This window comes from Bacillus sp. JK62 (assembly GCF_053663455.1).
This window is the reverse complement of sequence record NZ_JBSJQA010000002.1, coordinates 816,286-836,766: the sequence shown is the minus strand read 5'-3', so window position 1 is coordinate 836,766 and position 20,481 is coordinate 816,286. Positions and strand designations below refer to the sequence as shown.

At 36.7% G+C, this 20,481-nt stretch carries 21 protein-coding genes and 1 pseudogene; 19 read left to right on the top strand and 3 right to left on the bottom strand.

Features of this window, described 5'->3' with window-relative positions:
- Positions 1 to 254 precede the first annotated feature (254 nt).
- Both ACWJJ4_RS09335 and ACWJJ4_RS09330 read right to left on the bottom strand, forming a co-directional pair.
- Positions 255 to 1,367 (bottom strand): tubulin-like doman-containing protein, encoded by a 1,113-nt coding sequence (locus ACWJJ4_RS09335; protein WP_454021601.1) that lies wholly within the window; start codon positions 1,365 to 1,367, stop codon positions 255 to 257.
- On the bottom strand, positions 1,367 to 1,651 hold the full coding sequence (locus ACWJJ4_RS09330) for a hypothetical protein (RefSeq protein ID WP_038458716.1): 285 nt from the start codon (positions 1,649 to 1,651) through the stop codon (positions 1,367 to 1,369). The genes ACWJJ4_RS09335 and ACWJJ4_RS09330 overlap by 1 nt, the downstream gene beginning before the upstream one ends.
- A gap of 178 nt (positions 1,652 to 1,829) precedes the next feature.
- Here ACWJJ4_RS09330 and ACWJJ4_RS09325 point away from each other — a divergent pair, with 178 nt between their 5' ends.
- The 7 genes and pseudogenes from ACWJJ4_RS09325 (at position 1,830) to ACWJJ4_RS09295 (ending at position 8,538) form a co-directional block, all read left to right on the top strand.
- Positions 1,830 to 2,066, top strand: coding sequence for a helix-turn-helix domain-containing protein (locus ACWJJ4_RS09325; RefSeq protein ID WP_020954165.1), 237 nt, complete (start codon positions 1,830 to 1,832; stop codon positions 2,064 to 2,066).
- 119 nt (positions 2,067 to 2,185) lie between these two features.
- Positions 2,186 to 2,365: a hypothetical protein gene (locus ACWJJ4_RS09320; protein WP_160228962.1), complete on the top strand. Its 180-nt coding sequence runs from the start codon at positions 2,186 to 2,188 to the stop codon at positions 2,363 to 2,365.
- A 40-nt stretch (positions 2,366 to 2,405) separates the two neighbouring features.
- The gene (locus ACWJJ4_RS09315) at positions 2,406 to 4,925 is read left to right on the top strand and encodes a hypothetical protein (RefSeq protein ID WP_454021600.1); all 2,520 of its coding nucleotides are present in this window, start codon (positions 2,406 to 2,408) and stop codon (positions 4,923 to 4,925) included.
- Between the two features lie 252 nt (positions 4,926 to 5,177).
- Positions 5,178 to 5,453 carry an HU family DNA-binding protein gene (locus tag ACWJJ4_RS09310; protein WP_077722257.1) on the top strand — a complete coding sequence of 92 codons (276 nt, stop codon included), beginning with the start codon at positions 5,178 to 5,180 and terminating at the stop codon, positions 5,451 to 5,453.
- 574 nt (positions 5,454 to 6,027) lie between these two features.
- Positions 6,028 to 6,139, top strand: a pseudogene (locus ACWJJ4_RS09305) (hypothetical protein); the annotation flags it as partial.
- A gap of 960 nt (positions 6,140 to 7,099) precedes the next feature.
- Positions 7,100 to 7,309, top strand: a complete 210-nt coding sequence (locus tag ACWJJ4_RS09300; RefSeq protein WP_077722256.1) for a YonK family protein — start codon at positions 7,100 to 7,102, stop codon at positions 7,307 to 7,309.
- An 11-nt stretch (positions 7,310 to 7,320) separates the two neighbouring features.
- Complete coding sequence (locus ACWJJ4_RS09295; protein WP_406616692.1) at positions 7,321 to 8,538, top strand: hypothetical protein; 1,218 nt, start codon at positions 7,321 to 7,323, stop codon at positions 8,536 to 8,538.
- Positions 8,539 to 8,774: 236 nt separating this feature from the next.
- Here ACWJJ4_RS09295 and ACWJJ4_RS09290 read toward each other — a convergent pair whose 3' ends face one another.
- Positions 8,775 to 9,497, bottom strand: a complete 723-nt coding sequence (locus ACWJJ4_RS09290; protein ID WP_064778369.1) for a hypothetical protein — start codon at positions 9,495 to 9,497, stop codon at positions 8,775 to 8,777.
- Positions 9,498 to 9,689: 192 nt separating this feature from the next.
- On the opposite strand from ACWJJ4_RS09290, the gene ACWJJ4_RS09285 reads away from it, so the two are divergent.
- From ACWJJ4_RS09285 to ACWJJ4_RS09230, 12 genes are read left to right on the top strand one after another with little or no spacing between them, the layout of a single operon-like run.
- On the top strand, positions 9,690 to 10,697 hold the full coding sequence (locus ACWJJ4_RS09285) for a hypothetical protein (RefSeq protein WP_454021599.1): 1,008 nt from the start codon (positions 9,690 to 9,692) through the stop codon (positions 10,695 to 10,697).
- Positions 10,697 to 12,445 carry a hypothetical protein gene (locus ACWJJ4_RS09280; RefSeq protein ID WP_077722254.1) on the top strand — a complete coding sequence of 583 codons (1,749 nt, stop codon included), beginning with the start codon at positions 10,697 to 10,699 and terminating at the stop codon, positions 12,443 to 12,445. The genes ACWJJ4_RS09285 and ACWJJ4_RS09280 overlap by 1 nt, the downstream gene beginning before the upstream one ends.
- Before the next feature lie 18 nt (positions 12,446 to 12,463).
- Positions 12,464 to 14,005 carry a hypothetical protein gene (locus tag ACWJJ4_RS09275; protein WP_454021598.1) on the top strand — a complete coding sequence of 514 codons (1,542 nt, stop codon included), beginning with the start codon at positions 12,464 to 12,466 and terminating at the stop codon, positions 14,003 to 14,005.
- Positions 14,006 to 14,022: 17 nt separating this feature from the next.
- Complete coding sequence (locus tag ACWJJ4_RS09270; RefSeq protein ID WP_454021597.1) at positions 14,023 to 15,177, top strand: hypothetical protein; 1,155 nt, start codon at positions 14,023 to 14,025, stop codon at positions 15,175 to 15,177.
- A gap of 40 nt (positions 15,178 to 15,217) precedes the next feature.
- The gene (locus tag ACWJJ4_RS09265) at positions 15,218 to 15,682 is read left to right on the top strand and encodes a hypothetical protein (RefSeq protein WP_265971876.1); all 465 of its coding nucleotides are present in this window, start codon (positions 15,218 to 15,220) and stop codon (positions 15,680 to 15,682) included.
- Between the two features lie 24 nt (positions 15,683 to 15,706).
- Positions 15,707 to 16,813 (top strand): hypothetical protein, encoded by a 1,107-nt coding sequence (locus ACWJJ4_RS09260; RefSeq protein WP_020954175.1) that lies wholly within the window; start codon positions 15,707 to 15,709, stop codon positions 16,811 to 16,813.
- A 54-nt stretch (positions 16,814 to 16,867) separates the two neighbouring features.
- Positions 16,868 to 17,341, top strand: coding sequence for a hypothetical protein (locus ACWJJ4_RS09255; RefSeq protein ID WP_020954176.1), 474 nt, complete (start codon positions 16,868 to 16,870; stop codon positions 17,339 to 17,341).
- Positions 17,342 to 17,353: 12 nt separating this feature from the next.
- Positions 17,354 to 17,740 carry a hypothetical protein gene (locus tag ACWJJ4_RS09250; protein ID WP_454021596.1) on the top strand — a complete coding sequence of 129 codons (387 nt, stop codon included), beginning with the start codon at positions 17,354 to 17,356 and terminating at the stop codon, positions 17,738 to 17,740.
- Between the two features lie 9 nt (positions 17,741 to 17,749).
- The gene (locus ACWJJ4_RS09245; protein WP_020954178.1) at positions 17,750 to 18,415 is read left to right on the top strand and encodes a hypothetical protein; all 666 of its coding nucleotides are present in this window, start codon (positions 17,750 to 17,752) and stop codon (positions 18,413 to 18,415) included.
- On the top strand, positions 18,412 to 18,918 hold the full coding sequence (locus tag ACWJJ4_RS09240; protein WP_454021595.1) for a hypothetical protein: 507 nt from the start codon (positions 18,412 to 18,414) through the stop codon (positions 18,916 to 18,918). The genes ACWJJ4_RS09245 and ACWJJ4_RS09240 overlap by 4 nt, the downstream gene beginning before the upstream one ends.
- The gene (locus ACWJJ4_RS09235; protein ID WP_077722248.1) at positions 18,915 to 19,640 is read left to right on the top strand and encodes a hypothetical protein; all 726 of its coding nucleotides are present in this window, start codon (positions 18,915 to 18,917) and stop codon (positions 19,638 to 19,640) included. The genes ACWJJ4_RS09240 and ACWJJ4_RS09235 overlap by 4 nt, the downstream gene beginning before the upstream one ends.
- Positions 19,641 to 19,679: 39 nt before the next feature.
- Positions 19,680 to 20,474: a hypothetical protein gene (locus ACWJJ4_RS09230; RefSeq protein WP_077722247.1), complete on the top strand. Its 795-nt coding sequence runs from the start codon at positions 19,680 to 19,682 to the stop codon at positions 20,472 to 20,474.
- The last annotated feature ends 7 nt before the right edge of the window (positions 20,475 to 20,481 follow it).

Below are 20,481 nucleotides of genomic sequence, written 5' to 3'. Positions count from 1 at the left end.
GTTTTTCCACCCCTTATTCTCCCCTTTTTCATCAAATTTTTAACTCAACGTCCACTTTTCCTCTCTCCTGTCTACGTTTTACGATCACAAACCACCTTTTATCCCCTTTGACAGCTCTAAATCATTGCTATATCAACTAAATAACCCTTTCCAACAATCATTTACGATAAGTACTTTTTTAGCTCACGAACACTAAGGGGGTCATAAAAAATCAAAATAAAAAAGCCACCTTAATTGGCAGCTTCCCTTTAAAATTAGCGCTTTAGTCTCTTCAGCGCCTCCATATACGAGGTCTTTTTCGATTCCTTGTTCTCCAGTTTCTTCGGTTTAAATAAATCCTCTCTACGGCGATTCTTCGCTTTATAAACAGTTGTTTCTTTAACTTCAGTGTTCCCATTTTCAATTAAATCATCTAACTGCTTCATTCGCTCATTGATCCAGGTTAATCCACTAAGAATCGTTATCGCCCTATTACCTTTATCATAATGCCCTTTAAATAAGTCTAGGGGCATCTTGTTATCAAAGACATTAAACAGCTCATTATACGATATATGCTCCGTTAAGAACTCATGAACATCCAGAATAACTCCAGCTCTCATCACATTTGTAAACTCAACAGAAGTGAAAATCGAATTGTTCCACGACTTTTGTATATCATCATGCAACTTATCAAAATACTTACCCTCATTTGTAAATTCATTGAGGTCTGTTTGAGCAATAGTCATGATTCCTGGTGTGTCAAAAAGCTGATTTAAATCCTTCCTGTCTAATGTACTGATCTTTGAACCTCTGTCCGTGTAATTGAGTAAGACTTCAATTAAATCCAGGAACATTTTGTTTGTTTCCTTGTATAGTCTGCTCTCAGAAAGCTTCCCTTCATATTTGCTCAAAACCATTTGATTATCCAAAGGTAAGACACAGGTCTCTGGCATAGATAAGTCATCAAGTAACTCCAGTGTATTCATCTGGTTAACCAATACCTCGTTATTGTCAGGAAGGATTGGTACAGCAACTATTGTTTTATGTGTAAGACATTCGTTTAACAATTCTAATAATATAGGGGCTACTCCTGAACCGGTTCCACCAGCTGCAGAGAAAACTACGAAAATAACCTGTACTGAAGGCTTTTCCATTGTGTTCTTTATAAACTCAATTGAAGATTCCCAGTTGTTTTTCATATGTTTCGCTGCTATGCTTCTGTCTTTACCTACTCCTTCTGTCCCTACCAGATGAAGCTTATCTTGAATATTGATTAATGAATTAAGGTCTGAAAGTGAATAATTTATTGCAACAGAATGAAATCCTCTCTTCATTGCTTCATCTGCTACACTTCCACCGGCCTGTCCAACTCCAATAAATCCAAACATTAAACCCTCTCCCCTTCTAATTGATATCGTAAAGCTTCTTGTCCATATTGAGTAATAAAAACTGTATGCTCTTTGCTATTTTTCACTATATTAATAAACTGCAAGGCCTCAAGACGATCGATGCTCTTTCTAAAGGTGGCTTCAGTTAACTGAGTTTTTGCTTGAATGGTTTTCTTCCTAATTGATTTAAACTTTAAATCTGCCCCTTCATCGCTCAATAAGCCTAGAATATACAAATCATTTCGAGTTAAATTATCAATGACTGAATCAAAATAAGTATCCATGTAACCCCTCCTTAATATCTGATGATTTTGAAGTATCTTGGTTGATATACGATTATTATATTATTTATTTGCATTTAAATGCAAATATTTTTGTATCTTAATGCAAATAATTACACTCTGCTTGTATGTAAACCAGTCATTTTATAAAATTTATTCAAACAGCAAAAGGATGATTTAAATGGAATATAGGGTTAAAAGTAAGTTGGATTCATTTCTAAGTAGCAAAGGTATCGAAAAGGGCTGGTTAGCAGAGCAAATAAAAGCTGAAAGAGCAAGTATATCTAGATGGTGTAAAAATGACAGCGAGGGATTTGCTACCGTCCTCCCTAGTACATATAATCTTTTATTAATGGCACATATTCTAAATTGTAAAGTTGACGATCTTTTTGAATTAATCGAAATTAAATCCAATTAACTTTGGATTTTTATATTTACAAGAGTAAAAATAAAATATATAATGAAGACACAACCACGTGAAGTGGTCTTTATTTTAATCATTTTGAGAGTAAAAATAAAATAGTGTGGAGGTGTAAGATGAAAAATCAGTATTTATTTAGTCATTTAATGGGGTTTATTGAGGGAAAAGTAGTCGATGGGACAGCAACACCCGAAGAAGAATACCTTTATCAGGATTACAAATGGTACGGAAAGATTAATAAGCAAAGCTTTACATATCGAAGTTTAGTAAATCAATATCTTAATAGCGAATATTAAGCACCTTTAGAGTAAAAATAAAATATATGGAGGGGATTGATTGAAAAGAAAAAAAGACGGATTGTCTAAGCAAGTTCATATCTACAGTGTGGATACATCCGCATTTTACAATGACAAAGAAAATTCATTACATAATAAGATTTTGAAGTCTTATAGATACAGAGATTATCTTAAGACATTAGACAATGTAAATAATAAACATAAGAAATACATATCACAAAGAATTACATACCTTAAAGAATGCCTCTATTCCGCATTCGAAGAACATAACGACATAAGAACACTTCGAACTGACAGCTTAAGGGACAATAAAGTGATTTCTTTATTTGATTCAGTGTTGACCCGTACATTAGGGATTAATGAAAACACCCTTTCAGAGGAAATCATGGTTGTCCAGACTTATCATTTTGAAGTATTGAAGGACATTATTGATCAAGGATTTTTACATAACAATGAAAAATACGTTTATTTCACAAGCAGCGCCGGTCAAATTCGTACAAAGAAGTCATGTTTCATTAAAAAAAGCACCTACGATAAGTATCAGGATGCTTTGACATGCGGCTTAAGTATTGAAAAGATCAACTCCCTTGGTGGTAGTAGCATTAATAAATGGAATAGTTATATGGCCTTATCTAACAGCGCCAGTAGCCCTTGGGAGATTGATATTGATAAAGCTATTGTAGTCAACGACTTAGAAACTGATGTGTCGAGTCTCGTTGACTACATTGATCGAGACACCTACAAGATCACACGAAAAACAATGAACATTCCCATTGAGCATACAGATGGCTGCGGAATGATACTTCCCACTCTTAGTCGTAAAAGCTTCATGGTAAGGCTCCCGTGGGTAAAGGGTTTATTAGTCCCTTTTGATTTTCGTATATTTGCTGAGGAAAACAAAGCTTTTAAAGTAACTGATGTATACGGCAAGGAATGGGACGTAGTGAAAGATGATGTTCAAATTATCTTCACTAAAAGCCAGTTTAAAATGTGGAAGTATTATTCATCGTGGGAAGAATATCAAGGCAATTATAAAAAATATGGATGCTTAGGGGCAAAACTCAACGAAGAAGACCCTTCTATTGAAGGTAAACTCACTTATCAAATGCTCCAGACACTTACAGATATCTCAGATGAAGAATTAATTCAAATGAGCTCAAAGACTGTAAAAGAGATTGCCACATTGGGAACTGACAAAGAAACCATGTTAAGAGTTCTTGGAGCTACGGAGAAAAAGAAACATCGGACAGCTCTTCAGGACGCTTTACTTCTATATCCAGAACTTCTTAACGATGATCACACGAAAGAAATTATTAAAAATAAAAAGAAAAGCATGATTAAAGATGCCAAATCAGGAAAATTGCTTGTTGATGGTGCTCGTTATACATACTTATGCCCTGATCTATATGCTTTCTGCGAAAAATTATTTCTGAATATCCAGAATCCAAAAGGACTGCTTTCAGGAAATGATGTCCATTGTTCTTTATATGATGAAGGGTATATTGACATCCTCCGCTCCCCTCACCTATTCAGAGAGCATGGTGTTAGGTGGAACAAAAAAGATGAGAAATATGAAAAGTGGTTCATTACCCCAGGTGTTTACACAAGCATTCATGATCCGATATCTAAGTTGCTGCAGTTTGATAATGACGGGGATAAGGCCTTAATTATTTCTGATGAGTTAATCGTCAATATTGCCAAGCGTAATATGGAAAACATCGTTCCGTTGTATTATGAAATGTCTGTAGCCCAGAAACAAAAGATTAATAGCAGGAACATCTATGAAGCACTAACTCTTGCTTATGGGATCAATATCGGGGAGTACAGCAACAACATCACTAAGATATGGAACAGCGACAATATAAATCTGGATGTGATCAAATGGTTATGCATGGAAAATAACTTTACTATTGATTTTGCAAAAACCTTATTCATGCCGACCCGTCCTGATCATGTTGATGAAAAAATTAAAGTTTACATAAAAAATAAAGTGCCTTACTTCTTTATCAATGCAAAGGATAAAGAAGAACATAGTGTTGAGTTAATTAATGAAAGCACAGTAAATAAGTTAGACTCCATTATCCCTTCTGACCGAATTAATTTCGCAACAGTGGCAGGAAAATTTGATTACCGCTTCCTGCTCAAGAACAGGGATATTAAATTGGACGATGCAATTATTCGTGAATATAAACGATTAGACCAGAACAAGAAATGGCTCATGAATGATGAGGACATTAAGCCTGGACAAAAACTTTATGTTTATAAGGTTATCAAAGACAGATTGTTGAAAATCCATAATGACGAGCAATATGTTGCTGATGTTTTAGCAAAGTACCTATATAAAAAGAAAAGCAAATTTAAATCAACATTATGGGAGTGCTTTGGTGAGATTCTATTAAATAACTTAGCAATAAACTTAAAGAACAGGAAGGTATGTTTAAGCTGCTTGAAACCTATAAGCAATAAAGGAAACAAGAAAAAATACTGTACAAAATGTTTAAATGAACGAGAAAAGATAAGAAAAAGAGAATGGAAGAGAAAGCAACTGGTAGCGAAATAGAAAGTGCCCTGAGCCTTACTCCCCCAAGGGGTACAGCGATTTTACCGGAAAAAGTTTAACGAAAAAAGCGCCTTGAACCCTTGATATGACTGGTCTGAAAGCCCCTTTTGAGATAATCGCCATAAGGGAGAAAGAAAGCTAATTTCCACATATAAGGGTGAGTACGTCTCCCGTTTTTCAAAAGAAGCATAAACGTTACCGTAATTTTACTTTAACACAAAAATAAACAATATCACTAGGAGGAATTAAAACATGAACAAAACAGAATTTGTTGGAGAAGTTGCAGAAAAATTAGGAGTTACTAAGAAAGAAGCTGCACCTAAAGTGGAAGCAGTATTTAATGTCATCATTGAAGCATTAACAAAAGGTGAATCAATCAAGATTCCAGGAGTTGGAACGTTTGAAGTTCGTGAACGTGCAGCTCGTAAAGGGAGAAATCCGCAATCGGGTGAGGAAATTGATATTCCAGCTACAAAGGCACCTGCCTTCAAGGCTGCTAAAGCTCTAAAAGACGCAGTGAAAGCTTAATAAAATTTACTGAGGACGACAGGAAAGGCTTCCTGCACGCCTTTGTCACATAGAGCTTATGCTCCTAAAAGTGGCAGAGTTAGAAGTTATGGAGGAAATTGTCGACCTCCCCTCTTTTTTCATGTATTCATCTCCAGGTTTATTAATTAGAGTTCTTTTATTGATGGCATGGGGGTGTCGTCAATAATAAGCTGTTTACTGATATGTGGGATATCAGTTCTCCGCTAATATTCATTTGTTTGAGGTCTTGGATGCCAGGGTTTTGGATAAGTGGATATTAGCGGGGTATTGCCCCATCGTGGATTAAGCTTTTTCTAAACATTGCTATTCTCTCTTTCATACGAACAAAAGCATTAAATTCGACTTTACAGCTACAACTGGTCATTGTAGTTAGTCGGATAATGGTCATTTATGAGGGTTCGAGGTTAACTCGAATGTCTGTATCTAAAAGAGATAGCTAAATGGCTATTATCGGGCTAAATATGCCGATAAGACTTAACGCATTAATACAAATTGCGACTGAATCCCATCAGGGTCTTATTATGGGCGGCATATAAACTGAATATTAATTGCGGTGTATTGCTTCGGCTTGCACTTAGGTAAGGAAGATGCGTCTCCCTTCCCTTTAAATAATGCCCTTGTAAGTAATGATGCTTATTATCTGGTCACATAAAAATTTTCCGGGTTAGCGAGTCTTCTATGCTCGTAAAATAAGTGAGATGGTTTTTGGGCGATTGATCACCGCTCCCATTTCACAGAAAAGGATTATTTTCGGTCTTGCCTTTTCAATTTCACTTAGCAACACGTTCACTTTATTTCACTTCATCTCCTTCAATGTTCTGTATGGAGACTTACCTTTCCCATGCACATACCTCCTTACACGGGTCAGAGAAAACTGTGCAAAATAAATGGCGAGCGTTTGAGACGCTTTGTTTCTCAATAAGGCGTGTAACCCGACAAGAGCATTTAAAATGCCATTGAGAAGGCTTATTAGGGTCTTTCCTTCTCAAATTATTTTTCCCTTGGCTCTCAGACTCTGCTGAGCAGTTGGCAAGCAACATAAAAACTTGATATATAAGATGTAAAGGTAATGGGAATTTTAACACGTCCCATAAAGCGTGTATTTTTGTTACCATAGCTCATCTGCCAGGTGTAGAAGGAGAATCCGGTTTTCGCACAGCGATTACCGGTTTTTATGCTCATGTACCATGAAGTACAAGGAGTTCCTGAAGACGTCATAATGACGTCTTTTGTTATTTTCGGCTTACTTATAGTTTGTCGACTACAAAGGTTTCATTCGCTGAACCCGTAATCAGCGTATTCCCGTCTATCCAAAGGCTTGCGTCCCAACGTGAGCTACTTACGTAGGTGAAACGGGGTTAGAATGTAATCAGAACAAGGCCATCTAAATCGTTAGAAGGTCTTTTTGTGCTTGCGTTTTACTTTACTGATCAACCGGAATGTACTTACGATTTTTTCGGTACGCAAGTTATCAATAATCTCCTTCGGGCGTTTCCCCAACGCCTATCCGACTTATCTTTTCATCTCCTTATATCCCCTTTTCGGACGTTACCGATGCTTCGGATCATCGGGCTTCCGAAGGAGCTTATTGAACGTAAATAAAACACATATTGGAGGAATTTAATTTGGCTAAAGGGAAGAAAGAGTATTCTTTTAAGAAATGCACTGTAAATGTTGATGAAGATCAAATTATTGAGCATAAAGGTGATGGCATACACATTCACTCATTATCTAAATACCTAAGAGAGCTTGAAAGCAAAACAGATCCAATTGATTTCACGTTAAAAAGTGACAGTGATGTTGTTCCTCAAGAAACTGAAGGACTTTCTGAGTAGGTGGTGACTGAATGATCGATCCTGTTCAAACTAAGCGTCACTCAGATGAAAACCTTAAAGAATGGAAAATAAGAATCTGCTCTAATAAAGACATTTATAATCTAAACTGGGAAGAAATCAAAGAGTTAATCAACAAGGAAACTGGTGAATCTAAAGGTGAATCTGCTTATAGAAAATGGTTCAACAACTTCATTGAAGGAGTTGAATACCAAAGAGAAAAGTCAGATGAATCAAATAATTCTCTCCTTGAATTGGAACTGAAAAAGGTTGAAATCATGGAAGAGAGAAAAAAGCTCCAAGCTGTAAAGCATGAAATACATAAAAACACACGTGTCAAATGTCGAACAGAGCTTCTATATGAAAATGTAACTGAAGCAATTGAGAAAGTAGGCACTCTTCCTCCGCCTTCCTTCTATCCATTGAAAAGAAACGAAAGAAAAAGGGCTGCTGTTCTTGGATTTGGCGATGAACATTTTGGGAAGCAATTTAAAAGCTGTAACAATGAATACAACGAACAGATTTATTTGCAGCGAATGAATCAGATTCTTTCTGAAACTGTTGAGTACATAAAAGAAGAAAATTTAGATGAGCTAGTTGTATTGAATGGTGCAGACAGTGTTGAAGGTATGGCATTACGCGTATCACAATTAACAGCCCTTCAGTACGGTTTTATTGACCAAGTGATTAAATACTCTAGATATAAAGTTGAATGGCTCAGAGAGCTTTCTAAGCACGTTAAAATCAGATACATACATATCCCCTCTGCGAATCATACAGAGTTACGATTACATAACACAAGCCGCTCAGAAATGCCTAAAGAAGATGTTGAGCGTATCATTGCAACGTATATTCACGACATGCTCAAAGACAATGAACGAATTGAGACACCTCTTCAAGATGAAGGCATTGTGGATTTTAAATTACTTGAATTTGAAATTCTCGCATGTCATGGACACCAAATTAAAAACAAAAAGAATGCTATTCGTGATATCTCACAGTTGAAAAGAAAATTCTACGATTACATGTATATCTCCCACTTCCACCACGGAAATATGCTCACTGTAGGTGAGGCAGCCACTCACAATATCCAAGTTATACAACTCCCTTCCGTTATGGGATCTGATGAATACAGTGACAGCCTAATGACAGGTGCAAAAGCTGGAGCAAACCTATCAATTTATGAGTCTGGCAAAGGTCGGACTATTCAGTACGATTACATATTGAATTAATCCATATAAGCATCATGGTCATTTACAAGGAGAAAAAAATATGTGGATAGATGACGAAATCTTAATTTGGATATGTGACCTCTGCGGTATGTCATGGTGCGAGTGTTGTATTGAATGCGGATCCCTCCATCGGGACTGTAATGATTACTGTTGCAAAGAATGTAGTGAACAAAATGAGGACTACTTATAACCATTATGAAAATTAAACGACACCGAGGTGTCGCTAAAAGGGGAGATCAGTTATATAACCATCTTTCTCTTTGTTTTAGTTGTTCTAATTGCAATTTGAAGTCTTTGTCACTGTAATCTTTGTTTCCACTTGAGGTGCCGATCATTGATAATACCACCTTTCCGCTAGGAATATTACTCGGAGAAGTATCCTTACAGTCATAAGGGGGTAACTGATAATCATTGTAATGTTGGAGTTCATGGGTACTGATGTTCTCAATCGATCTAAGTTTTTGCAACAATCGAATCATATATCCAAAGACATACTCAGCATATTCAATTGTCTCATCATATGTAGGTATTTTCCCTTTATGGGTAACGGCATTTCTAAATGTAACCCTAGTCCTTGAAATTTGTTCAGGGGGCTCTTGAAACTCATTTACATAAAGATAATAAAAAGCGCCTAATTGTCTTTCTGAATTTACAGATACCATTTTAAATGTTTGTTCTCTGAGTTCTTTTGAAGCTCCATTTTTTATCATTAAGATATTAATACAGTATTCGTGTAATCTCTCTATCGCCACGGCAAAACTCGATACGGCTTCCCTTGTATATCCATCGAGCAAAGCATAGGCTCCTAATTCAAAGAGTAATTCAAATTTCTGCACCTGAACAAAACATTTACTTTTATGCCCTTTGCTACAAGTTAGTTCATACATATTAGTCTCATTAACCTCTACTTCTACAGGGCTGTTATTATCGCAAACTGAACAGAATAATTCTATTTTCATTATGACTCCTCCTTATCTGTATTTATATTTAACATCTAACAAAAGGAAAAATCAAAGTAAATTTGTAATTATTTTACGAAGAATTAAAAGCACCTTTTTAGAACGCCTAGTGATGATTGCGATCCCCCTTTCGCTCTATTGCTGGGCATTTTATAAAACGTGTTTTTGAACCAATTATTTGGAGGTGAACCAATGCCAAGAAAAGCTAAAGAAAAGGAAAAATTGATCTGTGCTGCTTGTCAGAAAGAAAAGGACAAAGAGTCAGGGTTCTATAATTCACGAAGCAGTCTGTATGAGAAGACTGGAAAAGTCCCTATTTGCAAGACTTGCTTGAAGAAAAACATTGATTACAACAATATTGAATCAATATATACAGTCTTACAACAGATTGATGTTAAATTTGATCCGTTGTATTGGGAACAAGCTGAAAAGAGAAAAACAGATACATTTAGCGCTTATATGACAATGGCTAATTCATTGAAGCAATTTAACGGTACTGGTTATAAAGACAGTGTTTTTGAAAGACAACCAGAGAAGCCACTTATAGAGGAATCTACGCCTACAAACAATTCTGGTGTTAGCCAATCTGAAATTCCAGATGACCTGATTGATAAATGGGGGATTGGTTACACCCCCGATGAGTACCGTCAGTTTGAAAGAAAATACAATAAACTTATTCGGAATTACGGCGAAAAAACCACACTTCATACTGAAGGCTTGCTTTCATATATTCGTTTTCGCGTAAAAGAGGAGTTAGCAACTGCTAAAGGCGAGGTAAAAGAAGCTAAAGAATGGGGTTCATTAGCTTCAAAGGCAGCTACAGATGCAAAAATTAATGTATCTCAGTTAAGTAAGAGCGATATCAGTGGTGGAGTCGATGTACTTTCTCAATTATTTGAAGCAGTTGAAACAGAATTAGGCATTATCCCCCTTCTCCCTCGTTTGACAGCTCAACCATATGACGACGCTGATCTAATCATTTGGGCGATTATAAATTATTACAGAAGGCTTGAAGATAAGGAAAAAGTCGACTACAAGGACATTTACCACTTCTATGATGAAATGCTCGAAGAGGACTTCAAATCAAAAGGATTGTCGCCTGAAGAAATTGATAAACTAAAGAGTGCTCGCAACAATGTTTTCAGAGACTTGGAGAATGTGTACAGAGAACCACTTTATGACACAGGTGATGAAGATTAATGGCCAGCTATAAAAACTTCACCTCGAAAAACAAGAAGCACACAAAAAATAGAACAGATATTTACGACGCAGCTTTTGAAACCCCTCTGAATCCCGATGACAATTCAAACCTCATTGGCAAGAATATCTCCAAGTGGGCTGAGTTCACCTCATTTATTCGTTTTTATCCAGACATTTTTTACGATATGTTGAAACCCGAAGTCGGCGGAATTGAGCTGGATTTATACCAAAGAGTTATGATGAGAACACTCAGTCGCTTCCCTCAGAACTACTTCTGTATTCCGCGTGGCGGATCAAAAACGCTTACCCAGATTATGGTTGCATACCATACAGCTATTTGCTTTCCTAATGTAACGTTAGCCATTACCGCTTCTACAAAGGAATCAGCGGTGAAAATTTGGAAAGAAAAGCACGAGGAAATTTTAAGGTTTTACCCTTCCATTAAAGATGAAATCAAGAGTGAAAACTTTTCAAAAGACAGTGGTCGAGTTGAATTTCAAAACGGGGCGATCATCGATAACCTGGCAAACGCCCAATCCTCTAAGGGTTTACGTAGAAGACGTGGCTCCTTAGAAGAATCTGCCTTGATTGATAAAGATTTATACGATGATGCTATTGAGCCAATCTTTAACATCCCTCGCACAACCATGACCGGTGAAATAGATCCTGCTGAATTAAATGGGCAGATTAACCGGTTCTCTACATCAGGATATAAAAACTCAGATGAGTACGAAAAAATCCTTACGATGGTTAAGGAAACTGGTGATCTTAAAGGATCCTTTGTATTTGGATCAGATTGGCGCATTCCTATTCACTTTGGTCGTCAAAAAATGTCTGTTATTAATAAAGCGCGACAAGGGAATGTAACTCGCTTCCGTCAGAATTACCTTTGTGACTGGATTGGTGCAAGTGACGGCGCATTAATTAATATCAGTAAATTAATCAAAGCCCGGACTATTACCCATCCCGAACTTTCTTGCCCAAGAGATAAAAATAAGAACTTTTTGCTGCACGAATATGTAATCGGGGTAGACGTTGCCCGCTCAGCGGCTGAATCAAACAATAAAACAGCTATCGTTGTTTTGAAGATAATCAGAAACAGCAACAACCTCATTAGGCAAGTTCAAGTGGTTAATATTATAGAGCCACCAAACGGATTGAGTTTTAAAGAACAATCAATCATGGTAAAAAGAGTTTTCAAAAACTATGGTGGCAATCAAGATACTTCCCTCTCAAGAGTTAAAGCTGTTATTGTCGATGGAAACGGAGTCGGTGGCGGTTTAATCGACCGGTTATTAGAGGATGTTACGGATCCGGAGACCAATGAAGAACTTGGGTGTTGGGCCACAATAAACACTGATCAAAAGCCAGATGTACCAAATTCGCCGGAAATCGTTTATAACCTAAAATCCCAAGGCATTAACCAAGACATTATCACTCAATTCCTGGATTATGTTGAGTCCGGAAAATTGAAGTTACTAAAGTCCTATGATGACATCAAGAACCAAAAAAGCATATCTGATGATGTAATGATTGAAGCAGCATGTATTCAAACTCAATTGTTCATTGACGAAGTTGCAAATCTCAGAATTAAAAAGACACAGAATTCTTTCACTGTTGAGCAAGTTGTAAAAAGAATCGATAAGGATAGGTACAGTGCAATTGCTTATGCACTGTATTACATAGCTTTATTTTTAGAAAAGGAAGAATCCGATGATGAGTATTCATTTGGATTCTTTTTTAATTAGAAATTGAGGAGGTGAATAATGACTACACCTGAACCACAGTCATCATATGAGTTTAATACAAATTTAGCGCCGCTTGATTCATTGTTTTTTAATGATTTATTTAACGGCGTTTCTTACGACAAAGTTAAATCATGGCTAAAAGACCACAACGTCCATAATAAACAGATTAGAGATGCCTCTAAATTGCTTTATAACGCAAATGGTGTGTATAGAAACGTTATTGACTACATGGTAGCCCTCCCTACTTTAGACAGAGTTATTTTGGGATCAAGTAAAGTAGCTGATTTCAAATTGAACAAACAAAAGTTCAATCTGGCTTTAAGGAAAATCAGCGACAAAAGTGTTGTCAGGGATGCATTAGGGAAACTCAGCAAATATGGAACTGGCTTTTATTATTTTGATTCTGTAGCCAATGATTCTTTTCCCACCACTCTAAGTGACAATGAGATCGGATCAATAACTGAATCAAATGCTATTGATGACTTTAATTGTTCCGTCCTCCCCCTTCCCCTCGATTATTGCAAAATTATCGGCAGGAAAAATTCCTCTTATCAAATAGCTTTTGATGTCTCCTATTTTGACAAGTTCACAAGTAACGGAAGATCATTAAAGCTTAGACGCTGGCCAGAAGAAATCAGACAAGGCTATAGAGCTTATAAGAAAGATCAAAATCGAAAATGGCTAGTTCTTGATAACAATAAGACCATTGCTGTTAAAGGAAGCAGCGACATTGAAGATCAATGGGGACGCCCAATCGGTTTATCTGCATTTATTGATATGGTTTATGATGAATACTTTGTTGACACTAAACGAAACATTTTAGATGAACTCAACAGCACTTTAATTTATCAGACATTCCCTGAAGGTGATCAAAAAGGCAAATCAGCTTTATCTCAAAAGCAACAGGAACAGCAGCATGAGAATATAAAAAAAGCATTAGTCGCTAAAGGAAGCGTTAAAGGTGTTAAGTTCTTCTCTTTGGCCTCTGGAACAAAATTAGACAAGTTGGAAACTAATGTAGATTTCTTGAAGGTTAAAGGTGAAGACGAGCTCATTAAACGGATCACTACAAATTTAGGATTTGCAGGATCTGCTCTCAATGGTCAAGACGGTAACTACTCTTCTCAACAAACCAATATCGAGATGGTTTCTTCCCAAATATTCTCCTGGTTAGAACAAATTCAAAGTGAGTTTAACAAGGTGATAAACGCCAATATCATCAAAGATCCTCGCTCTTATATTGAGGTTTACTACCTCCCTCTTACCCACGTTAACAGGAAAGAAAAAGTCCAAAACATGAAAGACCTTTATACAAGTGGTCGAGGAAGCCTTATTGCTTGGATAGCCGCTACTGGCTGGAATCCTGATGCTTACTTATCCCTAATGGAATATGAAAAAGACGAAGGTTTTGATGAAAAATTCCCTGTTCATGCGACCTCTTTCACAATGAGTAAGAATAACGATAAGTCAGCCGGCGCACCTGAGATCGATGATCCGAAAAATGAAAACACGATTAAATCGAAGACAAATAACAGTAACGGAACGCCTTCTGGCTCTTGAGAGGAGGTGATAAGTATTTGAAAAGCACGATTTTAGAAATTAACAATCAGAAGAAAACCAGTGGTCAGACATACATCAAGTGGGTCGTTCTTGAAATTCATGAAAACAATACTCAGTTCAACAAGAACGGTATTACCTGGCTGGAGAAATACATAAACGCTAACCTTGAATCAATCAAGTTAATGCCAATTTGCGCAGAGTTCTTGGATGATGAAAACAGTAAGCCATTCGGACACGGTTTAACAGAAGTCAAGGACGGCACCCCTCTCTTTGAAAACAGCGCAGTGGTTGGTACGACTACCAATGCTTACATTGACACTATTGATGTTAATAGTGAGCCAAAAAGAGTGTTAATAGCTGAAGGCTTCCTATACAACCAGCGCTACCCTAAATTTGTTCAATGGTTAAAATCAAAGATGTTTGATGGTGATTTCCCTGAAACCTCGGTTGAAATAGCAGCTGTAGAAGGCTCAGATGCAATTGAATATGAGGGTGGCTGGAAAGAGCAAGGGCGTATACCTATGAAGTTTGACTTTACAGGTGATGCAATTTTAGGTATCGATCCTGCAGATGACGCTGCCATTTTACTTGAATTAAACAGTAACAAAAAGGAGGATAATTTAATGTCAAAATCTCAAGAAGAAGTAGTCCTTGAGTTAAACAACAAACTTGATAATAAGAATAAAGAAATTGGAGAGTTAAATCAAAAAGTTGAGAAACTTACTGAGGACTTAAAGCAAAAAACTGAAGAACTGAATGCCGCTGTTAAAGCCGCAAAGGATGAAAAAGCTAAGGCTGATGCAAAAGAAAAAGAAGCGCAAAAAGCTAAGGATGAAAAAGCCAAGGCAGATGAAGAGCTTAATTCCCTAAAGGAATTCAAAAACAAGGCGGTAGCCGAAAAGATGCAAGGAGAGCTTAACCAAGCTTTAAAGGAATATTCTCCTGAAGAAAAGGATGTCGCAAAAGAGAAAATTGAAATGTTCTCTAAGTCCCCTTCTGTCGAGCTTAAAAACGAAATTATTTCTGAAATCAACTCAGCAATCGCTCGATCCTTCATCGCTGAACGCTCAAAGAAGCAAGCCTCTGAGACTAATAGCACAAATTTCGATATTTATTCAGAAGTTCGTGATTCTGGGCAACAAAGTTCAGTGACTATTGATGATCTTTATTAAGATAAAATAACACTTTTATAAAATTTAGGAGGAATACTCAATGTTCAAATTCGGAACAATTGGTGCTTATAAACAAGTACGAAATAATCCACGCTGCAAGGCTAGTGTCGATTTAGTCCCTGGTTTAGCCGTAATCCCTAACGATTCTTCTGGTAACGCATTCCCACCAGGCGCATCTTCAACTGCAAAAGGTGATGTGTATGTGGTTGGAAACATTATTGATAAACCTGAAATTCGCAATAAAGAAGACTTCAAAGTTCTAAAAGGTGAATATGTCCTTGCTTTTAATTTAGCTGACTTAAAAGGACTGCCAATTGAACTTAGCTCAGACGTAGTAGTTGATTATGATGCGCTTGTTAAAGATGACGTACTGGTTCCTGCTGCGGACAAATCAGGTAAATGGGTTAAAGCTGGCGATGACGTTGCAGAGTTTAAAGTATCTCTAAAAGTCTTAGAGAAAAATACATTTGGCGGAAAAGGTTTGTACCTAACAGTACAGGCTTAATTAATATTCTGGAGGTAATTATTAATGTTTACAGTTGAATTAAACAATGTTCAAAAAGACTCAAACCATTATGCAAATGCTAAATTGAATGCTAAATCCCCTATTGTAGAAATCTTTTCTGCAGCTGCAACGGGTCAAGATCTTTCCAAGTTTGGAGCAAAAGCCAACGCTGCTATGACCCATGTGAAGGAACTAGCTTCCAAAGCTCTTATGGGCAATCCTGTAGCTAAAGCCGAGATCAACACAATTGTGCGTTATGCCATTGAGCCTAAGCTTATTTCAGCAATTAAGCTATTTGATTTTATGGGCACATTTAGAACTATTGGTTATGATCAGCAACCAATGATGACAACATACGCGCATGAATCCATCCGAAGCCAATTTCAAGCTTCCCGCGGTGACGTACCGTTCGCTACTACAACTTGGAGCGAATATCCAATTGGAACTCAAACCATTTCTTCTGGCTATGCTGTTAACTATCGTGAGATTCAAAGTGGAAACCTTGATAAAGTAGCCGAAGGCATGGAGCAAGTTCAAACAGATATGATGAACAAAGCAATGTACTATGTTGTAAATGAAATGTTCAATGCAATTAAAAATGCAACAGGTGTTAAATACTTTGCTGAAACTGAAGGTATCACCAAATCATCTGTAGACGATATTATCACAAAGATTCGCCGATTTGGGCAACCTTCTATTGTTGGTGACTTTTCTGTTGTTTCTCAGTTAAATGACTTTGCAGGGTTTCAGGCTGTAGCCGGAGATGCTTCAAGCACTAAGCTCCCTCAGTCTGTTATGGATGAAATCCGAAGAACAGGATTGCTTAACACTTATAAAGGTTCTTCTGTTGTAGAATTACCTAACGCTTATAATCTTACTGAATTAAATAAAGCCGGCGACAACTTCAAAACATATCTTCCTGAAGGACTTCTCTTCTTCGTTCCGCAAGGTAAAAAATCCCCTCTTCAAGTATTCCAAAAAGGCGGACTTACTTCAATGAATGGTAACGACATTATTACTGGAACAGAGATTACTCGTTTTGATATGGAAATTGGGGCTGGTGTAGCAAAAGGACAAGAACATCAAATTGGTCTCATCAGAGACACAAAATATGAATTACCACAAATTTAAACAATTTAAAATTTAGGAGGGCTGTGTCCCTCCTTTTATTTTTGGAGGGATTACATGTCTTTTAATTTAGATAAAAAGATTACAATTAAAAATTTATGTCCATGGGATTTATATTTCCGAAAGATTGACACTCACGGAGACTTCAGATTGCCAGCCAATGGGATTAGACAGATTACAGCTGGAGAAGTGCAATCCCAAGTCTATGACAATACCTCGCTATTCACTGGAACTGACGGTCAAGGTACTCATGCCAAAATCTATATTGATGACAAAGAAACCCGTGTACACTTAGGTTTTGAGACTGATGATAAAGACGATAAGCAAGAAGTTGTTACTGTAGAACGGATTAAACAAATCTTGGGGTATAAAACACAAAAAGCCTTCGAAGAAAATGTTCAAAAAGAAATTTTACTTGAGTCTGAAAAAGCTCAGCTGTTTGATGTGGCTAAAAAAGAAAAGATTAATGACTACGCTAAGATTAAGTTCATTGAAGAATACACTGGATTTAAATTTGATACTCAATCATAAGGGGGTTAAATCTTGACTACCTATGATGAAATCATAAACGTTTTCCATTCAAAGTTTCAGTCAAATGAAATATTACCAGATGGACTTGAGTATCAGTTTTTCAAGAATGCTATTGGTGAATATGAAACAGATTTAACTGAACTGGGTTTTGATAAAGAAACAAAAGATTTTAAAGAACCCCTCTCCCCTTCTCAAATTCAAATTTTAGGAAGACTCATGTACAAAGATTATTTAGGAAGATATCGAGACAGAGCCTTAAAATTAAACAACATTGTAGGAAGAGATATTCAATTGACAGGTTTATCTAATACTAAAGCTCAGGTTAATAGATCCTATGAAGATCTTGTCGATGAGATTGAAAAAAAAATGAGCAAACTAAAAGTGAATAATTTTGATTGAGGTGGTTCGGTGTCTGTAGATTGGTATCTTACCTCTTCTTCAAATTATTTGAGTGGCTGGGAAAATGAAGAGTTTAATTCAAACAAGTATGAAATTTTCAAAGAAATCTTAGCAAATTCACCTGAAACTTACGATATTAAATTGAATGGCAAGCCTGCACAGGTAATAATTCAAACCACTCAGGACAGTGAAACAAAAAAAGTCCTTACAGTTTTAGGTTTATTAAATCGTGGTGACTTGATTTTGTATGACGGTAGTTACTGGTTAGTTAATTCACGCCCTACCGATAACAAAATGAATGACAGTGCTACTATGCGGCTTTGTAATTCATCAATTAGTCTAACATCTTCTGACAAACTAATTGATTCCGGAAAGATCGATGAAGTTACAGGGAGACCGATAAAGATTAAAGTGCCTGGTGAGAAAGTTGACATCCCGTGTGTTTTAGAACGGACAACCTCAACAATTGGATCAGAATTGGCTATAAATATTCCTGAAGGGCAAGCACATGTCACCATCCCCTTTTTAAAACATGAAAAATTAAAGAAGGGTCTTTTTCTTTCTTTTTATGGTGAGGAATTCCGTGTTGATGATATAGACTATTCCAAGGTCTATGGAGACACCGGAACAATTAGACTTATAGCCAAAAAGAAAGTTGGAGGTGATAGTGAATGAGTATGATGGTCGAACATATGACAACTGTATTCAGAACCATTATGAATGATACAGAATTGAATCGTCTTTTATATTATAAAGATGACCCTCTCTCCTCTTCTCTCCCTGACGTTCAGACGTTGGAAAATTATTATGATCCAGTTGATGATTCCCCATCGATATTAAGCTCCATAATTAAACGTGCTCCCAAAACTGATGATTTAACCGATCAACCAATTTGCAGGCTTTGTGTTTATCTTGGCAATGGAATCCCTAAACCCTCAATCCAAAGTGCGATGCTGCTAGATCAAGATTTGATGATTGATGTTTATACACACATTAACACCTATGAAGAGACTGAATTCAGGAACCTGAAAATTACTGATCGTATTTGTGACATGCTCTTCAATCGAAATTTTGCTGGTATCGGTAAAAATATTAAGTACACAAGACTGCTCATATCTAACGCACCTGAAGGATATTTGGGATACAAATTAATATTCACTTTCGGAGCTATGAAATGATTGATATGGAGTTTTTCATTACTGGAGAACCTATCTCTACAGAACTTGGTGAATGCAGATTCATTAAAGTTAAAGAGTACGGTCAGTTAGCCAATTATTTAAGGCTAATCAAAATGTCCAAAAAAGAGATCATTTACGTTTATAGCAAAGAAGATGTTAATCGTTTCGGGGAACTTGATGAGCTTGTTGCTGAATTAAAAAAAATGACTCTTTATGAAATTTCGGGTACCCTTCCTAATTTTCAAGAAGCTTACAGCACAGTGTTTTCTAAAATGTTCAATGGAGAAGAAATACTGGATAAGCTTACCCCAGACAATTTCGATTCCATTAGAGAACTGGTATTAAAAATGTGTTGTTTGAAGGAAGAAAAAATAAGCTCCAATCCTGAAATTCAAAAAGCTAATGAGCGAAGCAAAAGAGTCAAGAGTCAAGATGGTGATTCAGTTGATATGGCAGATATCATTAGCACAGTGTCGACTTATACAGGCTACCTTTATAAAGACATTAATGACATGACCCTGTTTCAACTTTATATGACTTATAACCGGATTGCTCAATTCAAGCAATATGACACTTCCACACTCTTTGCTACAGTTTCACCAGAAGCAGGTAAAAACATTGTGAACTGGAATAAACACATTGACTTATTTGAGGAAGAGAAACATTACATAAGCCGAGATAAGTTTATGAAAGAGACCAAAGGTTTTTCTAAGGGCAGCTAAAAGCTGTTCCTTTTTTTATTTTAAGGAGGAAATCTATAGATGAAAACAGTTATTCAAGATACAGCTGATGTTTATTTCAGAAGAAAATCTGATGGTCAGCTTGTATTCACAGCAGAAGCACAAACAGCTTCATTCTCCCAAGCCATCTCCGAAGAAAAACTTCGTGGTGGTATCGGAAATAAACCACTTTATATCTTGAAGTCTGAAAAAGAAATCAATCTTACTGTCAAGAATGCATATTTCGACTTAGAGTGGTTAGCAATGACACAAGGTGAAACAATTGAAGAAGAAGCAAAAGTTCAGGTTTTCGACCGTGAACATGGTCTAATTGTTGATGACAAAAATGCGGTTACACTTAAAGGTAAACCGGTAAGTGATGTAACCTTCTTCAACAAAAGAGGTGTTACGTACAAGACACCTGTGTCAACAGATGGATCTTATTTAATTCCTACTGGATTTGCTGGCACTAAAGAGAAATTAACTGCAGTGTACCAGATTAACAAAATCGGTAGACGCCTCCCTATTAAAGCGAGCAAATTCTCTGAGCGATATGAAGTTGAATACCGTACAATTGCCTATAATCCTGACACTGAAGAGGTTTACAGTGATATCTACATTCAATTCCCTAACGTATCTCCTTCTGGCGAATTTGAAATGTCGCTCGAAAACGGTAATGCATTAGCACCAGAAATTAAATTTGAAGCACTGGCGGACACTGACACTGATGAGATGGCTGTTGTTATTGAAGCGAGTAGAGAAATTAACTTTGTCAAAGACCCAGATCCTGGATCTGATACAGAAACACAAACTAAATCCGTAGACGTTGGCAATTAATTTTACA

What these genes read in the sequence shown, in the direction of transcription:
- ACWJJ4_RS09330 (WP_038458716.1), bottom strand. Translation starts at nt 1,651, where the DNA reads ATGGATACTTATTTTGATTCAGTCATTGATAATTTAACTCGAAATGAT.
- ACWJJ4_RS09230 (WP_077722247.1), top strand. Translation starts at nt 19,680, where the DNA reads ATGAAAACAGTTATTCAAGATACAGCTGATGTTTATTTCAGAAGAAAA.
- ACWJJ4_RS09275 (WP_454021598.1), top strand. Translation starts at nt 12,464, where the DNA reads ATGACTACACCTGAACCACAGTCATCATATGAGTTTAATACAAATTTA.
- ACWJJ4_RS09285 (WP_454021599.1), top strand. Translation starts at nt 9,690, where the DNA reads ATGCCAAGAAAAGCTAAAGAAAAGGAAAAATTGATCTGTGCTGCTTGT.
- ACWJJ4_RS09335 (WP_454021601.1), bottom strand. Translation starts at nt 1,367, where the DNA reads ATGTTTGGATTTATTGGAGTTGGACAGGCCGGTGGAAGTGTAGCAGAT.
- ACWJJ4_RS09310 (WP_077722257.1), top strand. Translation starts at nt 5,178, where the DNA reads ATGAACAAAACAGAATTTGTTGGAGAAGTTGCAGAAAAATTAGGAGTT.
- ACWJJ4_RS09290 (WP_064778369.1), bottom strand. Translation starts at nt 9,497, where the DNA reads ATGAAAATAGAATTATTCTGTTCAGTTTGCGATAATAACAGCCCTGTA.
- ACWJJ4_RS09235 (WP_077722248.1), top strand. Translation starts at nt 18,915, where the DNA reads ATGATTGATATGGAGTTTTTCATTACTGGAGAACCTATCTCTACAGAA.
- ACWJJ4_RS09280 (WP_077722254.1), top strand. Translation starts at nt 10,697, where the DNA reads ATGGCCAGCTATAAAAACTTCACCTCGAAAAACAAGAAGCACACAAAA.
- ACWJJ4_RS09265 (WP_265971876.1), top strand. Translation starts at nt 15,218, where the DNA reads ATGTTCAAATTCGGAACAATTGGTGCTTATAAACAAGTACGAAATAAT.
- ACWJJ4_RS09320 (WP_160228962.1), top strand. Translation starts at nt 2,186, where the DNA reads ATGAAAAATCAGTATTTATTTAGTCATTTAATGGGGTTTATTGAGGGA.
- ACWJJ4_RS09240 (WP_454021595.1), top strand. Translation starts at nt 18,412, where the DNA reads ATGAGTATGATGGTCGAACATATGACAACTGTATTCAGAACCATTATG.
- ACWJJ4_RS09255 (WP_020954176.1), top strand. Translation starts at nt 16,868, where the DNA reads ATGTCTTTTAATTTAGATAAAAAGATTACAATTAAAAATTTATGTCCA.
- ACWJJ4_RS09295 (WP_406616692.1), top strand. Translation starts at nt 7,321, where the DNA reads ATGATCGATCCTGTTCAAACTAAGCGTCACTCAGATGAAAACCTTAAA.
- ACWJJ4_RS09325 (WP_020954165.1), top strand. Translation starts at nt 1,830, where the DNA reads ATGGAATATAGGGTTAAAAGTAAGTTGGATTCATTTCTAAGTAGCAAA.
- ACWJJ4_RS09260 (WP_020954175.1), top strand. Translation starts at nt 15,707, where the DNA reads ATGTTTACAGTTGAATTAAACAATGTTCAAAAAGACTCAAACCATTAT.